The 15,853-nt window shown below is 50.9% G+C and carries 15 protein-coding genes and 1 tRNA gene; 13 read left to right on the plus strand and 3 right to left on the minus strand.

Annotated features, from left to right (window positions below; translation table 11 throughout):
* The 13 genes from dnaA to H6X83_RS00065 all read left to right on the plus strand — a co-directional run bounded on the left by dnaA (position 1) and on the right by H6X83_RS00065 (position 12,323).
* Positions 1-1,314 (plus strand): chromosomal replication initiator protein DnaA, encoded by a 1,314-nt coding sequence (dnaA, locus tag H6X83_RS00005; RefSeq protein WP_212507159.1) that lies wholly within the window; start codon positions 1-3, stop codon positions 1,312-1,314.
* A gap of 303 nt (positions 1,315-1,617) precedes the next feature.
* Complete coding sequence (gene dnaN, locus H6X83_RS00010; protein ID WP_212507160.1) at positions 1,618-2,736, plus strand: DNA polymerase III subunit beta; 1,119 nt, start codon at positions 1,618-1,620, stop codon at positions 2,734-2,736.
* A gap of 87 nt (positions 2,737-2,823) precedes the next feature.
* Complete coding sequence (locus H6X83_RS00015; protein ID WP_212507161.1) at positions 2,824-3,039, plus strand: RNA-binding S4 domain-containing protein; 216 nt, start codon at positions 2,824-2,826, stop codon at positions 3,037-3,039.
* A complete protein-coding gene (gene recF / locus H6X83_RS00020; RefSeq protein ID WP_212507162.1) occupies positions 3,036-4,118 on the plus strand; it encodes a DNA replication/repair protein RecF in 1,083 nt (360 codons plus the stop codon). The genes H6X83_RS00015 and recF overlap by 4 nt, the downstream gene beginning before the upstream one ends.
* An 18-nt stretch (positions 4,119-4,136) precedes the next feature.
* Entirely contained in the window at positions 4,137-4,436 is a 300-nt protein-coding gene (remB, locus tag H6X83_RS00025; protein WP_212507163.1) for an extracellular matrix regulator RemB, read from the plus strand.
* A complete protein-coding gene (locus tag H6X83_RS00030) occupies positions 4,433-5,182 on the plus strand; it encodes a single stranded DNA-binding domain-containing protein (RefSeq protein ID WP_212507164.1) in 750 nt (249 codons plus the stop codon). The genes remB and H6X83_RS00030 overlap by 4 nt, the downstream gene beginning before the upstream one ends.
* Complete coding sequence (locus H6X83_RS00035) at positions 5,175-5,492, plus strand: hypothetical protein (RefSeq protein WP_212507165.1); 318 nt, start codon at positions 5,175-5,177, stop codon at positions 5,490-5,492. The genes H6X83_RS00030 and H6X83_RS00035 overlap by 8 nt, the downstream gene beginning before the upstream one ends.
* A gap of 99 nt (positions 5,493-5,591) precedes the next feature.
* Positions 5,592-7,529: a DNA topoisomerase (ATP-hydrolyzing) subunit B gene (gene gyrB / locus H6X83_RS00040; protein WP_212507166.1), complete on the plus strand. Its 1,938-nt coding sequence runs from the start codon at positions 5,592-5,594 to the stop codon at positions 7,527-7,529.
* A gap of 136 nt (positions 7,530-7,665) precedes the next feature.
* The gene (locus tag H6X83_RS00045; protein WP_212507167.1) at positions 7,666-8,319 is read left to right on the plus strand and encodes a hypothetical protein; all 654 of its coding nucleotides are present in this window, start codon (positions 7,666-7,668) and stop codon (positions 8,317-8,319) included.
* 37 nt (positions 8,320-8,356) lie between these two features.
* A complete protein-coding gene (locus H6X83_RS00050) occupies positions 8,357-8,602 on the plus strand; it encodes a hypothetical protein (protein WP_212507168.1) in 246 nt (81 codons plus the stop codon).
* Positions 8,557-11,103: a DNA gyrase subunit A gene (gene gyrA, locus H6X83_RS00055; RefSeq protein ID WP_281391019.1), complete on the plus strand. Its 2,547-nt coding sequence runs from the start codon at positions 8,557-8,559 to the stop codon at positions 11,101-11,103. Before H6X83_RS00050 ends, gyrA begins: the two co-directional genes overlap by 46 nt.
* Entirely contained in the window at positions 11,096-11,758 is a 663-nt protein-coding gene (locus tag H6X83_RS00060) for a lysozyme inhibitor LprI family protein (protein ID WP_212507169.1), read from the plus strand. Before gyrA ends, H6X83_RS00060 begins: the two co-directional genes overlap by 8 nt.
* A gap of 19 nt (positions 11,759-11,777) precedes the next feature.
* Positions 11,778-12,323 carry an NUDIX domain-containing protein gene (locus tag H6X83_RS00065; protein ID WP_212507170.1) on the plus strand — a complete coding sequence of 182 codons (546 nt, stop codon included), beginning with the start codon at positions 11,778-11,780 and terminating at the stop codon, positions 12,321-12,323.
* A 56-nt stretch (positions 12,324-12,379) separates the two neighbouring features.
* Here H6X83_RS00065 and H6X83_RS00070 read toward each other — a convergent pair.
* The 3 genes from H6X83_RS00070 to ppdK all read right to left on the minus strand — a co-directional run bounded on the left by H6X83_RS00070 (position 12,380) and on the right by ppdK (position 15,764).
* Positions 12,380-12,456, minus strand: a tRNA-Arg gene (locus H6X83_RS00070).
* Positions 12,457-12,501: 45 nt separating this feature from the next.
* Complete coding sequence (locus H6X83_RS00075) at positions 12,502-12,960, minus strand: hypothetical protein (RefSeq protein ID WP_212507171.1); 459 nt, start codon at positions 12,958-12,960, stop codon at positions 12,502-12,504.
* A gap of 140 nt (positions 12,961-13,100) precedes the next feature.
* A complete protein-coding gene (ppdK, locus tag H6X83_RS00080) occupies positions 13,101-15,764 on the minus strand; it encodes a pyruvate, phosphate dikinase (protein ID WP_212507172.1) in 2,664 nt (887 codons plus the stop codon).
* Positions 15,765-15,853: the final 89 nt, after the last annotated feature.

Below are 15,853 nucleotides of genomic sequence, written 5' to 3' on the forward strand. Positions count from 1 at the left end.
ATGGATTCCTTCACAGAGGCCTGGGGGCTGGTCTGCGAATACTGCAAAAGCAAAATCACAGAAGTAGCCTATACCACCTGGATTTCCCGCATAGAACCTGTCAGTTTAGATTTTACCAGCGGAACCGCAGTGCTGAAAGTCCCCAACGACTTTCACCGCAAAACGATTATGCACTACTACCTGGACACGATTCAGGAAGCATTCCTGCAGATTTTCGGTACATCAGACATCAAAATCGACCTGCGCACAGACGATGAACTAACCCCGCAGAAACCGGTAGAGGACAAACCAAGTGCCGAGGACTACGAGTATACCTTTGACACCTTCATCGTCGGCCCCAGCAACAAGTTTGCCCACGCCGCCAGCATGGCCGTCGCCACCAAACCGGCCGAGCTTTACAACCCGCTGTTCATCTACGGCAACTCCGGCCTTGGCAAAACGCACCTGCTGTACGCTATCTGCAACGAAATCAAAAAGAATTCGCCGGACATGGACATCGTCTACATTAAAGGCGATGAATTCACCAACGAACTGATTAGTGCTATTCAGAAAGGTACCACGGCTGAATTTCACAACCGCTACCGCAATGCAGACGTACTGCTGGTCGATGATATTCAGTTCATCGCCGGCAAGGATTCCACACAGGAAGAATTCTTCCATACGTTCAATACCTTATATGAGGCGAAAAAACAGATTGTCCTGACCAGTGACCGCCCACCAAAGGATATTGCTACACTGGAGGAACGTCTGCTCACCCGTTTTGAGTGGGGTCTGACCGCGGATGTGCAGCCGCCGGACTTTGAAACCCGTATTGCCATCATTAAACGAAAAGCAGAGCTTCTGGGCATTCAGCTGGACGAAAACGTCACCGAGTATATGGCAAACCGCCTGAAGAACAATATTCGTCAGTTGGAAGGCGCCGTAAAAAAGATGAAAGCCTACCATCTGCTCAACGGCTATCCCCTGAACATCAACACTGCACAGGCGGCCATCAGCGACATTATTAATAATGACCAGCCTGTTCCTGTTACGATTGAAAAAATCATTGAAGAAGTCAGCCGCACTTACGGTACCTCCCCGGAAGATATCCGCTCCTCCAAACGCAGTGCAAATATCAGCAATGCGCGGCAGGTAGCCATGTATGTTGTAAGGGAAATTACGCAAATGCCCATGACCGGCATTGGCTCAGAATTCGGCGGACGTGATCACTCCACCGTTGTTTATGCCATTCAGCAGGTCGAAAAGAATATTAAAAAGAACCCGAAGATGCGCGCAACCGTTGAGGATATCATCAAGAACATTCGAGACCGGTGATTTTTTATGCCTTTCAATATTCATTTTTGCGTATATTTATGCATGAATAAGATGAATACTGCTGCATATATTCTTCAACTTGTTTTCAACTTTCCCCACTGAGTTTTCAACAGAACGTTGAAACTCTCTTCCCATTTCTTTTTATTCACATATTTTTCACCTCGTTGTGTGAAAAATATTTTCCGTGCAAACGCAGTTGCTTTCGGGGCTTTTTTCAACTTTCCACTTTTCCGTGCACTATACTGCTATTTCTAAATTTATCCCTTTCAAATTATACTCTTTGTAAACGGAGGCTCTTCTTCCATGAAAATAACCTGTGACCGCCAGCAGCTTCTGGATGCTGTATTAAATGTGCAGCGAGCTGTATCTTCTAAGAGTTCCATTCCTGCATTGCAAGGAATTCTATTAAAGGCAAAGCAAAACAGCATCTATCTCTGTGGCTATGATGCGGAAATGCTGGGTATGACAACCGAAATCGAGGCAAGTGTTCTGCAAACCGGTACGGTTGTGCTTTCTGCAAAGCTTTTTGGTGACATTATTCGCCGTTTGCCGGACGAGCGTGTTCACTTGGAAACGGATGACAAAAACATGACCACCATTCAAAGCGGACAGAGTAACTTTTCGATTGTAGGCATTCCGGCGGAAGAATACCCAGAACTTCCGAAAATTTCCGGAGAACGTGGAATCCAGATTCCAAACAGTGTTTTGAAGGATATGATTCATCAGACCATTTTTGCAGTTGCGGAAAGTGACGCAAAACCGATCCATACCGGAACACTGTTTGAGATTGGTGATGGAAAGATTCGTTTGGTCAGCGTAGACGGCTACCGTCTTGCTCTGCGTGAAGAACGTGTGAACAGTGAAGAAAACGGACTCTCTTTTGTAGTGCCCGGAAAAGCACTGCAGGAAGTCAGCAAACTGCTGCCGGAAAATGATGAAAACTGCGCCATTCAGGTAGGCAGCCGGCATATTCTGTTCACAGTTGGGAGTTATACTGTAATTGCACGGCTATTGGAGGGTGAATTTCTGGATTACCGCTCCGCAATTCCGCAGAACAGCAGCAGCACGGTTACCATAAAGACCAGTGATTTTATTGACAGCGTAGAGCGCGTTTCCCTGCTGATTACTGACCGGCTGAAAAGCCCAATCCGCTGCATTTTTGAAGAGGATACCATTCGTCTTTCCAGCTACACACCGATTGGCCGCGCAAGCGACCAGTTTCCGGCTAAGCTGGAGGGAAATTCGGTAGAAATGGGCTTTAATAATCATTATTTGCTGGACGCGCTGCGCAATGCGGAGGGTGATCAAGTGAAAGTGGAACTGAACGGTCCGCTTTCTCCAATGAAAGTGTTGCCGATGGAAGGAAACAGCTTCTTGTTTCTGGTGCTTCCGGTGCGCTTAAAGTCCGAGGACGCAGGATAATGTTGATTAGCACTGCCATAAGTGAAAATTTTCTTTTGCAAAATAAATAAAATTACAAAAATTTCTAAATAAAAGGATTAAATTGGTATGAAAAGGGAAATCATAACCATAGACACAGAATTCATTCGCCTGGATGCTCTGCTGAAGTTGGCCGGAGCTGTGGATACCGGCGGCCGTGCCAAATTTGTAGTGCAGGGCGGCGAGGTCAAGGTAAATGATGAGGTGTGTACAATGCGCGGCAAGAAGCTGCGTCCCGGTGACACGGTGGAGTATGCCGGCCGTGCGTTTGAGGTGGCAGGGTGAAAATCCTGTCGCTTACCTGCCGCAGTTACCGAAATTTAGGGGAAGTCCGTTTTGAGCCGCGGTCTGGTGTGAATGTGATCTGGGGCGAAAATGCGCAGGGGAAAACGAATTTGCTGGAAGCAATGTGGCTGTTTACCGGCGGACACAGCTTCCGCGGAGCCAAAGACAGCGAACTGGTGCAGCATGAGGCCGCCGGTACGCAGCTGGAACTTGGCTTTTACAGTGAGGAACGGGAGCAAAGTGCTTCTTTGACCATTGAGGGAGGGCGGCGTCACGCGCAGCTCAACGGGATTGACCTGCGTTCTTCCAATGGTTTGGTCGGGCACTTCTGCGCGGTCATTTTTTCGCCGGAGCACATCTCACTTGTGCGGGAAGGCCCGGCAAACCGCCGCAACTTTTTGGATGCGGCGCTGTGCCAGCTGAAGCCCGGCTATGTTCGTCTGCTGAACCGCTATCAGCATACGCTTTTACAGCGCAACGCTCTGCTTAAAGATATTCCCCGCCACCGTGAGCTTGCGGACACGCTTCCTATTTGGGACGCACGGATTGTGCAGGATGGCACACAAATTGCTGCTCACCGGAAACAGTATCTGACACGGCTTTCCACCGCAGCGGCGGCGGTGTACAATGGCCTCAGCCACGGAAAAGAGCAGCTTGGTCTTGTCTACCTCAGCACTGCAGATGATCTTGCAGGTGCTTTGCGGGAGGGGCGCGAGCGTGATATACGACAGGGCTTTACTGGCGTCGGCCCGCACCGTGATGATATGGAAATTTTGTTGGACGGCAGTTCTGCACGCTCCTATGGCTCACAGGGACAGAAGCGCAGCATCGTGCTTGCACTTAAACTTGCCGAGGCTGCCATGCTGGAGGAAACCACCGGTGAAAAGCCGGTGGTCCTGCTGGATGATGTACTCAGTGAGCTGGACAGCAGCCGTCAGGATTACCTGCTGAACCATTTATCTGACTGTCAGGTGTTCATCACCTGCTGTGAACCGGAGCAAGCGCAAAGTCTGCGCGGCGGCGGATTATATCGTGTAGAAAACGGGTGTGTCTGTCCGGCACGCCCAAATCCGGCTTAACGGAAAGGAGAAAGCCCCATGTATCTGCATCTGGGTCAGGATACCGTGATAAGAAGCGAGGACATTATGGGTATCTTTGACATGGAGACCTCCACCCTTTCGTCTTCTACGCGGGACTACCTTGCCAAAAGCGAAAAGGATGGGCGTGTTGTGAATGTTTCCATGGAAATGCCCAAAAGTTTTGTACTTTGCAGCACGCCGTATGGCCGGGAAAAAGTTTATATTACCCAAATCAGTTCCACTACCCTGCTGAAACGAACCGGGTTTATGGAAGAACTGCGAAATGTAAACATTGAAAAACAGGAGCCGATGAGATGAAGAAACTGCAATATCCGCGGTGCCCATACTGCGGGAAAAAAGTGAATCCTCTGCTCGCATTTACTCTGAAAAACGAAGGCGAATATCGTTGTACGAAATGCAGCGGTGTTTCCAACATTGAGCTGAACCCGGCAGTTTACAAGCTGGCGGTCGGCATGGTCCTGACTGCGGCGGCGGTTTTTCTCATTGAGGAACTTTTAATTCGCCGTTTCGCTTGGTATGCGGTGCTGATTGTGCTGGCTCCCTTTCTGATTTTTTATGTGCTTTCCCCCCTTTATGTAGAATTGAAGCGACCGGTCATTAAGCGCAAGCGGATGGAGAGGCGTGTACCAAACAGTGTTACCGGGGGTGTCAATGACGGCCCGTACGGAGTACCCGGGCGCCGGCTGGAAGATCCGACTGTTTACGTTCCCTCTACCTTTGGGCAGTCGTTGATTCAACCGCAGACCGGCGAAACACCTCGAATGGAAGAGCCGACGATTCAAATGAATTCTATGCAGGGAGAAGATGAACTGCCCGGTGTTCTGCGTCCGGTGCCGCCGCAGGCACTGCAGCCGAATGACCTTTCTTCGGAAGTTGGGCGGTTCGGCCTAAAAAAATCGCTGGAACAGTTTGAGGAGAACTTGGGCGAGCAGGCACAGCCGATGTTTTACAGCCGGCCGCGTTCCGGTGCGGAACCGACTGGCGGCAGTTACCGCGCTTACCGCGCTCCCTTGCACACAAAGCGGGATGACAGACATGAATAAAGAACATGCATTCTGCCCGTGGTGCGGCGCGCATTTTACACAAGAAGAAAAAAATACAGCCATAAAACAGCGGCAGCAGTGCTGCCCTTTATGTGGCCGGCCGATTACAGTAAAATACAGCGGAAAGCGCGTTGGAGCAGTGCTGCTCCTGGCGGCGCTGCTCTGCGTGTTGGACTTTGGTTTTTTGCTGCTGGGCGTACCGCTTGCTGCGGTGTGGCTCATTACAGCAGTATGTGCGGCATTGCTCTGGGGCTTTCGCGGCAGCACGGTGGTGTTTGAAAAAGCCGGAGATGCAGAAGAAACCGGCTGATAGATTAAGAAAATGGTGTATGAAGAATAGACCGGGAATCTGTTCAAGGCAGAAGGGTTTTGTCCTGTCTGCAAAAGGTTCCCTGCAGGAGGTACAGCTTTGGATATCAATCAGGTAACACAGGCAAATGAAGAATATGATGCAGACCAGATTCAGGTCCTTGAGGGTCTGGAGGCAGTGCGCAAGCGCCCCGGCATGTACATTGGCTCCACCGGTGAACGCGGTTTGCACCATCTGGTGTACGAAATCGTTGACAATGCTGTGGATGAGGCACTGGCGGGTTTCTGCAACCAGATCGATGTAAAAATCGAGCCGGGAGACATCATCAATGTAACGGACAATGGCCGCGGTATTCCGGTTGGTGTGGAACACAAAACCGGTCTTCCTGCTGTCACAGTTGTTTATACCGTTCTGCATGCCGGCGGCAAGTTCGGCGGCGGCGGATACAAAGTTTCCAGCGGCCTGCACGGTGTGGGTGCTTCTGTTGTAAATGCCCTTTCCGAGTGGCTGGAAGTCAAGGTCGTGCACGAGGGCAAGGTCTATTTTCAGCGCTTTGAGCGCGGCAAGGTAGTAAATGAACTGAAAATTATTGAGGACGCACAGCCCGGACAGACCGGCACGAATGTGCGTTTTCAGGCTGACCCTGAGATTTTCCGGGATACTACTGTCTATAAATATGACATTCTGCAGAAACGTCTGCGGGAGCAGGCTTTCCTGAATGCCGGCATCAATATTGTCCTGGCGGATGAGCGTGACCCGGAAAATATTGTCACCAACCGCTACTGCTACGAGGGCGGCATCTCCAGCTTTGTTGAGTTCATCAACAAGGAAAAAGAGCCGGTACATCCCGATATCATTCATTTTTCCGCTTTGGCTGAGGATGGAAATTCCAACGCAGAAATTGCGATGCAGTACACAGATTCCTACAACGAAATGCTGCTCTCTTTTGCTAATGACGTTCATACCACAGATGGTGGTACGCACGTTGAGGGCTTTAAGCGTGCACTGACACGTGTGATGAACAGCTACGCCCACCAGCACAATATTTTGAAAGACAGCGATGAAAATCTGAGCGGCGAAGATGTACGTGAGGGTTTGACGGTCATTATCAGCGTTAAAATCAAGGATGCACAGTTTGAGAGCCAGACGAAGGCAAAACTGGGTAATACAGAAGTCGGTACACTGGTCAATTCTGTAGTTGGCGACAAGCTTTCTACTTATCTCGAGGAACATCCGGCGGTTGCAAAGGCAATTTTTGAAAAAGCACTGGCTGCTTCTCGCGCTCGTGCTGCTGCCCGCAAGGCACGCGACCTTGTGCGCCGCAAGTCTGTATTGGAAAATGCGAGCCTGCCGGGCAAGCTCGCAGACTGCCAGAGCCGCGACCCCGATGAAACCGAAATTTACATCGTGGAAGGTGACTCCGCAGGAGGTTCCGCAAAGATGGGCCGTGACCGGAAGTTTCAGGCCATCCTCCCCCTGTGGGGCAAAATGCTCAACGTGGAAAAAGCACGTTTGGATAAAGTGTACGGCAATGAAAAGCTGATGCCGGTCGTTACTGCACTGGGTACGGGCATCGGTGAAGAATTCGATATTTCAAAATTGCGCTACGGCCGCATTATTATCATGGCGGATGCTGATGTTGACGGCTCCCACATCCGCATTTTGCTGCTGACCTTTTTCTATCGTTTTATGCAGCAGCTGGTGGAGGAAGGTCACATTTACCTTGCACAGCCGCCGCTGTACCGCCTGACAAAAAACCAGCAGCACTACTACGCCTATTCGGATGAAGAACGTGAAAAACTCATGACAGAGCTTGGACAGACCGATATGCAGCGCTACAAAGGTCTGGGTGAAATGGACCCGGAGCAGCTTTGGGAAACGACCATGAATCCGGAAACGCGTATCATGCGCCGTGTTACCGTTGAGGATGCCGCAGCTGCGGATTCCGCCTTTACGGTGCTGATGGGCGACAAAGTTGAGCCGCGCCGGCAGTACATTGAGGAAAACGCAAAGTATGCCGAAAATTTGGACGTCTAAAGTTTGTAACTCCGTTCCGGCTGTCAGCAGGTATTTTCATTTTCTTAAAAATCTGATATAATAGTATCTGTATAAGTCTGACAGTGCCTCAACGGCAGCTGCCAAGTAACAACCAGAAAAAGGAGTTTACGAAAGAATGAGCAACAGAAAAACCGAGGAAGAAACGATACAGCCTCCTGAACCGGAAACACAGGAGGATGACGGCGACAGCATCCGATGGGACGGCAGTGAAGCCGAGATGGTGGCGGATGAGGATGCGGAGGAATACGAAGAAACCAAAACAGCGATAAAAATCAGCTATCGTCTAACAGATGATGAGGTGTGCCGCGCTTTTGTTCACGCCGGCATGACGCCCAAGCGCCGGACTCTTCTGCTGGTATTAGCTGTGGCGGCCTTTGTATGTTCTATAGTCAGCTTTGTCCTTTACGGTATGCAGCCTGCCTTCGGCTCACTTGCTTCCGGCATTTTGCTTTGTGCGGCGGGAATCGTGGTATTAGTGCTTCCGTGGTTTTCTATCCGAAAGCACGCGAAAAGAGCGAACGACCACGGCGAATACACACTGAAAATTTACCCGGATATGATTGAGGGTGAACACTCCGGCAAAATGGTGGAATTTCCGCTGGATGGGACGATTGCCTGTGAGTTTTACAAGGGACTTGCGCTCATTCATTTTGACCGCGAGTACATAGGCGGCTCTTTGCTTATTTTACCGCTTCGCAGTGTGGAGCCGGGCGTTTTGGCGGATGTAGAGGCCATTCTTCGTTCCGGAACACATGCGAAACTTTCGTAGATTCACAAAAAATAACGAAAAATTCAGGACATACACAGTGCTGTCCCAAAACAAACAACGCACGCGGGTGTTGGCTGCCTTTGCAGGACCGGAACTTTTTAATGTGAGCGGCCTCAAAAAACAGTGCGATAGAAGCCTTGCGTTATTTGGCGCAGATTATCAAAGAAGTGTGGGCAGTTATCTTGAGCTTCAGCAAGTACGTGCAGGCTCAGCCTGCCGCCAGGAGGATATTCCTTTATGGATGAAATTCAAAACGAAAACAACGGAAAAATCATTGATGTAGACCTTGAGGAAGAAGTACAGAAATCTTTCATGGCCTACTCCATGTCTGTTATTGTACAGCGTGCTCTGCCGGATGTGCGCGATGGCTTAAAGCCGGTGCACCGCCGCATTTTGTACGCAATGTATGAGGATGGCATTACACCGGACAAACCGTACAAAAAGTGCGCAACTACCGTCGGCGATGTGCTCGGCCGGTACCATCCGCATGGCGATGCTTCGGTTTATGATGCGCTGGTTCGTCTGGCACAGGACTTTTCCATGCGCTATATGTTGGTTGACGGCCACGGCAACTTCGGTTCTGTGGACGGCGACCCGCCGGCTGCTTATCGTTACACAGAGTCCCGCATGAGTAAGCTCGCAGTTGAAATGCTGCAGGATATCGACAAGCAGACAGTGGATTTCGGCCCGAATTTTGACGACAGCCGCAAAGAACCCAAAGTGCTTCCCAGCCATTTTCCCAACCTTTTGGTAAATGGTTCCACCGGTATTGCAGTCGGTATGGCGACGAACATTCCGCCTCATAACCTTGGTGAAGTTGTGGATGGTGTCTGTGCGCTGATTGACAATCCGGATATCGATATGGATGGCCTGATGCAGTACATCAAAGGTCCGGATTTCCCGACCGCAGGCATTATTATGGGCCGGGCGGGCATCCGCGCCGCTTACGCGACCGGCAAAGGCCGCATTACCGTGCGTGCCCGCGCAGAGATTGTTGAGGAAAAGAACGGCCGCTTCAGCATTGTCGTTACCGAGTTGCCGTATCAGGTTAACAAAGCACGTTTGATTGAAAATATTGCCGATTTGGTAAAGGATAAGCGCATTGAAGGTATCTCCAATATTGAAGATCACTCCGACCGCAACGGCATGCATATCCTGATTTCCGTAAAGCGTGACGCTTCCCCACAGATCGTGCTGAATCAGCTCTACACATATACCCAGCTGCAGACAACGTTCAGTGTCAACATGCTTGCCATTGTTGGCGCACACGACACTTACAGCGGTGAACCGAAACTGCTGAATTTGAAGCAGATTCTGGAGTACTACGTTGATTTCCAGAAAGATGTCATTACCCGGCGCACCAAGTTTGACCTTGAAAAGGCGTTGGCACGCGCACACATTCTGGAAGGCTTGAAAATTGCCGTCGATAACATCGATGAGATCATTTCGATTATTCGTTCCAGTAAGGACCGCGCAACGGCGCGTGCCCGCATGACCGAGCGCTTTGGTCTGGATGATATCCAGACGCAGGCAATCGTGCAGATGCCGCTGGGCGCTCTGACTGGTTTGGAACGTAAAAAGTTGGAAGATGAGCTGGCAGCGATAGAAGCCAAGGTGACCGACCTGCGCGACATTCTGGCGCATGAGGAACGTGTGCTGGCTATCATCAAGGAAGATTCGATGAATGTCAAAAAGAAATTCCAAGATGAACGGCGTACGGAAATCGCCGCAATCTCCGGCGAAGTAGATATTGAAGATCTCATTCCCAAAGAGGAATGCGTGCTGACCCTTACAAACTTCGGCTATGTGAAGCGTCTGGCTGCCGATACCTACCACACCCAGAACCGCGGCGGCCGCGGCATCAGCGCCATGACCCGCCGCGAGGAGGACTGCACCAGCGAAATGTTCATCTGCGGCAGCCACGATTACGTGCTGTTCTTTACGAACTTTGGCCGTGTGTATCGTTTGAAGTGTTATGAAGTGCCGGAGGGCAGCCGTACCAGCAAGGGCATCAACATTGCAAATCTCCTGCCGATTGCACAGGGTGAAAAGGTTACTTCCATGATTCGTGTGCCGGAGTTTGATGAAGAAAGCTACCTGTGCATGGTTACCCGTAACGGTATCATTAAGCGTACCGTGCTTTCTGCGTATAACACTGCCCGCAAAGGCGGCGTTATCGCTCTGGATTTGGATGACGGCGATGAGCTGTGCTGGGTACGTTTGACCAGCGGTGATGATGAACTGCTGGTTGCAACACATCTCGGCATGGCAATCCGCTTTAACGAAAATGACGTGCGGCCTATGGGTCGTGTGGCGCGCGGCGTAAAGGCAATTACGCTAAAAGAAAGCGACTATGTTGTCGGTATGAGCATCCTGCGTGAGGGTGGCCGTGTGCTGACCGTCAGTGAAACCGGCTACGGCCGTCTTTCTCCAATAGAGGATTACCGCATTCAGAACCGCGGCGGCAAGGGTCTGCTGAACTATCATGTGGACAAGTACGGCTGTGTGGCGGCGATTAAAGTTGTTGACCTGACGGATGATATCATTTTGATTTCTGAGGGCGGCATTCTGATTCGTATTTCCGCGGATTCCATTCGCATCTGTGCCCGCCCGAGCAAAGGTGTTAAAGTTATGCGCCTGACCGGAGCGGATAAAGTCATTACTCTTGCTCGTACAGAACATGAAGAGGAAGAAACAACGGAGGAACTGCCGGAAAATGACGGCGACCCGGACGAGGGTGCTGAGGAAACGGCAGACACAACGGAGGACAACGAGGATGTTTAATCCTAAAAAAGCATCTGCCCTTTTTCTGAGTGCATGTCTGCTGCTTGCCACGGCTGGTTGTGGAAACAAACAGAGCACCGCTGCAGTTTCTTCTGCAGCTTCGCAGGTTAGCAGTGCTGTGGAAAGTACAGCTTCGGACGTGTCCGCAGCGGCTTCAAGCGCGGTGGATTCTTCTTCCAATGAAGCTGCTTCCACTGCGGAAAAAACGGTTTCTAAGAGCGGCGCTATCACAGCTGTACCGGAAAGCGGTGCTGTGTCTTCTTCCCCGAGCAGCGATCCCGCATTTAATAAAAAATGGAGCGCCAATCCCCTTGACAAAGCTTTCAAAACCGCCAGTGACGAAGCAGACACCAACAAGAAAATTCTGCAACTTTACAGCGATTACGCGGATAAGTGGCAGAATGAGGTTGCTTCTGCTTATGAGCGCCTGATGACGGTAAGCGGAAATGATGCCGCGCTCAAGAATGAGCAGACAGAGTGGGTAAATGGCAAGGCAGATGCTTTGCAGAAACTCAAGGAATCTGTTGCTTCCGATGGTACAGGTGCTGCATTGGCAGTTGCCAATAAGACGATGCAGTTTTATCGCAGCCGTGCGCAGCAGCTGTACTTTGAGTTGTACAAATATGACCCCAATTTTTCATTTACAGATAAATGACAGGTAAAGGACTGGTACCATGGAACTGACCGAAAAGACGCTGAAACAGAATTTTGTACACCATGGGCGTATTCTGCAGATGCATGTGGATAAGGTACAGCTGGAGGATGGCCGGACCTCTACCCGCGAGTGTGTTGACCATCCGGGTGGTGTCAGTGTGGCGGCGCTGACCCAGCAGGACGAAATTTTGTTGGTGCGTCAGTTTCGTTATCCTTACGGTGAGGTGGTTGTAGAAACTCCCGCCGGTAAACTTGACCCCGGTGAGGACCCGTTGACCGCCTGCAAACGGGAGCAGAAAGAGGAAACCGGCACTGTGGCGGATTCGTATATTCCGCTGTCTGTCATGTACCCCTCCCCTGGTTACACGAATGAAAAGCTGTATCTGTACGCCTGCCGCATTACCGAAGAGGGCAGTCAGCAGCTGGATGACGGTGAGTTTCTGGAAGTGGACCGTGTGCCGCTGGCAGAAGCAGTTGCATTAGTCGAGCGCGGCGAAATCCACGACGCAAAAACGCAGGTGCTGATTCTGCGTGCGGCGCAGCTGGTGCGGGATAACCTAATTTAATAAAAAAGAAAGCCTCTGCAAATGACTTTAAAATCATTTGCAGAGGCTTTTTGCTTTGGTGTCCTCGGGCGGATTCGAACCGCCGGCCTACCGCTTAGGAGGCGGTCGCTCTATCCAACTGAGCTACGAAGACATTTGCCGTACTGCGTTTTATTATACCGCAAAATCCAGCGGATTGTCAATTACTGTCCTGCCACGCCTGAAAGTAAGCGTGAATGTAAACAAACATTGAAACAAGCTCCAGTACCACCACCACATAACGTAAAAAATTCATTGTAAAAATGGAATTCATTCTGTGCAGCGCCATTGTGTAAAAGCAGGATGAGGAGACTGCTTCCAGTGCACTGAGAGCGACACAAATACCGTAGTTCATGCGGGGCTTGCGCAGAAGAGTAACCAGCCAGATTGCTACCGGAATCGCAAACAGCAGTGCACAGTATAGACCGCCCCCCACAATGTGCAGCAGCCCACCATGGTGCAGATATAGGATACCCATTTGCAGAGAATTGACAGGTGCACCGCTGTCTGACATCACAGCGGCCGGTACAAAGATCAATGCCACCAGAACAATTTGTAAAATCAACCCAGTCCATTTTGTGATTTTTAGTTTACGGATGTCATACAACGATTCTGCCATTATTGATTCCCTCCTGTTTTTTCAAAAAGTATTATAACAAAAATACAGGAAAAAGTACAGAACCCGTACTTTGAGCATACAAAAAGAAAGCTGCCAGCTTTTTACAGCCGACAGCTTTCAAAAATTCTATAGGAAAAGAATTATTTTTTTGCGTTTGCGCGCTTTTCCTTAACAGCAGCCTGCGCAGCAGCCAGACGTGCAATCGGCACGCGGAACGGAGAGCAGGAAACATAGTCAAGGCCAACGTTGTGGCAGAACTCGACAGACGACGGATCGCCGCCGTGTTCGCCGCAGATGCCAAGGTGCAGTGCCGGGTTGGCAGCCTTGCCCTCGGTTGCGCTCAGCTTGACCAGACGGCCAACACCATCGGGATCCAGATGCACAAACGGGTCAGATTCGTAAATCTTGGTCTCGTAGTAGGAATCGAGGAACTTGCCAGCGTCATCACGGCTGAAGCCGAATGTCATCTGGGTCAGGTCGTTGGTGCCATAGCAGAAGAAGTCAGCTTCTTTAGCAATCTTGCCGGCAGTCAGAGCCGCACGCGGAATCTCAATCATGGTACCGACTTCGTACTTCATATCGATGCCGGCCTTCTTAATGATTTCATCAGCGGTCTTAACAACGACATCCTTCACATACTTCAGTTCCTTGACTTCGCCCACCAGCGGAATCATGATCTGCGGTACGATCTTCTTGCCAATCTTCTTAGACACATTGATGGCAGCGTTGATGACAGCGGTTGTCTGCATCTCAGCAATTTCCGGATAGGTGACAGTCAGACGGCAGCCACGGTGACCCATCATTGGGTTGAACTCGTGCAGGGAAGCAATGACGTCTTTCAGCTTTGCAACGGTGACGTTCAGGTCATCAGCCAGCTCCTTGATGTCATTTTCCTTTGTCGGCAGGAACTCATGCAGCGGCGGGTCGAGGAAGCGAATGGTGACCGGGCGCTCGCCCATGGTTTCAAACAGTCCTTCAAAGTCGCCCTGCTGATACGGCAGAATCTTAGCCAGAGCCTTCTTGCGGTCCTCTACATTTTCGGCAACGATCATTTCACGCATTGCCTTAATGCGGCTGCCCTCAAAGAACATGTGCTCTGTACGGCAGAGGCCAATGCCCTCTGCACCAAAGTCGCTTGCCTGCTTTGCATCACGCGGTGTATCAGCGTTGGTGTAAACCTTCAGGCGGCGAACCTTGTCTGCCCAGCCCATGTAGCGGCCGAAGTCGCCGGAAATGGAAGCCGGAACAGTCGGGATAGCTTCACCGTAGATGTTGCCGGTGCTGCCGTCGATGGAGATATAGTTGCCCTCTTTGTAGGTCTTGCCTGCAAGGGTGAACTCTTTTTTGTCGTAGTTAACAACAATTTCACCGCAACCGGAAACACAGCAGGTGCCCATGCCGCGCGCAACAACAGCTGCGTGGCTGGTCATGCCGCCGCGGACAGTCAGGATGCCTTCAGCGGACTGCATGCCTTCGATGTCTTCCGGGGAAGTTTCAAGACGAACCAGAACAACCTTTTCGCCGTTCTTCTTCCACTCTTTTGCATCCTCAGCAGAGAATACAACCTTGCCGCAGGCAGCGCCCGGAGAAGCTGCCAGACCCTTACCGACAACCTCAGCTTTTTCCAGTGCTTCGGGGTCGAACTGCGGGTGCAGCAGAGAGTCCAGCTGATGCGGCTCAACGCGCAGAACTGCTTCTTCTTCGTCAATCATACCCTCGTCAACCAGGTCACAGGCAATTTTCAGAGCCGCGTTAGCGGTACGCTTGCCGTTACGGGTCTGCAGCATATACAGGTGTCCGTCCTCAATGGTGAACTCCATGTCCTGCATATCTTTGAAGTGGTTCTCCAGATTGGTGGCAATCTGGGTGAACTCTTTGTAAACTTCCGGCATCTGATCCTGCAGATGGCTGATCGGGGACGGTGTACGGACACCAGCCACAACGTCTTCGCCCTGTGCGTTGATCAGGTACTCACCAAACAGCTTCTTCTCGCCGGTTGCCGGGTTGCGGGTAAACGCAACGCCTGTGCCGGAGTTGTCGCCGGAGTTGCCGAATGCCATCTGCTGTACGTTAACAGCAGTGCCCCATTCGTAGGGGATTTCGTTCATCTTGCGGTAAACGTTTGCACGCGGGTTGTCCCAGCTGCGGAAAACAGCCTTAACAGCTTCAATCAGCTGCTCCTTCGGGTCCTGCGGGAAAGGCTTATGCTCGTTGTCTTCATAAATCTTCTTGAAGATGACGACCAGCTTTTTGAGGTCGTCTGCTGTCAGGTCGATGTCGTTCTTAACGCCCTTTTCAGCCTTCATCTTGTCGATTTCGTCTTCAAACAGGCTCTTGGAAACGCCCATGACAACGTCGGCAAACATCTGAACGAAACGGCGGTAGCTGTCGTAAGCAAAGCGCGCGTTTCCGGTCTTTTTCGCCAGGCCTTCAACAGACTCGTCGTTCAGGCCGAGGTTCAGGATAGTGTCCATCATGCCCGGCATGGACTGACGTGCGCCAGAACGCACGGAAACCAGCAGCGGGTTGTTGATGTCGCCGAAAGTTTTGCCGGTGATTTTCTCCAGACCCTTCATGTGCTCGAAGATGTCTTTCTGAATATCATCGTTGATCTGACGGCCATCTGTGTAATACTGGGTGCAGGCATCTGTAGTAATGGTGAAGCCCTGCGGAACCGGCATGCCGGCAGCAGTCATTTCTGCCAGACCGGCGCCCTTGCCGCCCAGCGTGTTCTTCATCGTGGTCATGTTGCCACCAAAGTTTTCGCTGCCCTCGGTGAAGTAGTAAAGGTACTTACGGCTCATTGGTTGATCCTCCTAGATAAATTTTTCTGATTCCCAAATTTTGAAACTTCAGGATGGAAAACAAAAAGAAAACAAAATAATACGCGAAA

Source organism: Caproicibacterium amylolyticum (assembly GCF_014467055.1).
Classification (GTDB): domain Bacteria; phylum Bacillota; class Clostridia; order Oscillospirales; family Acutalibacteraceae; genus Caproicibacterium; species Caproicibacterium amylolyticum.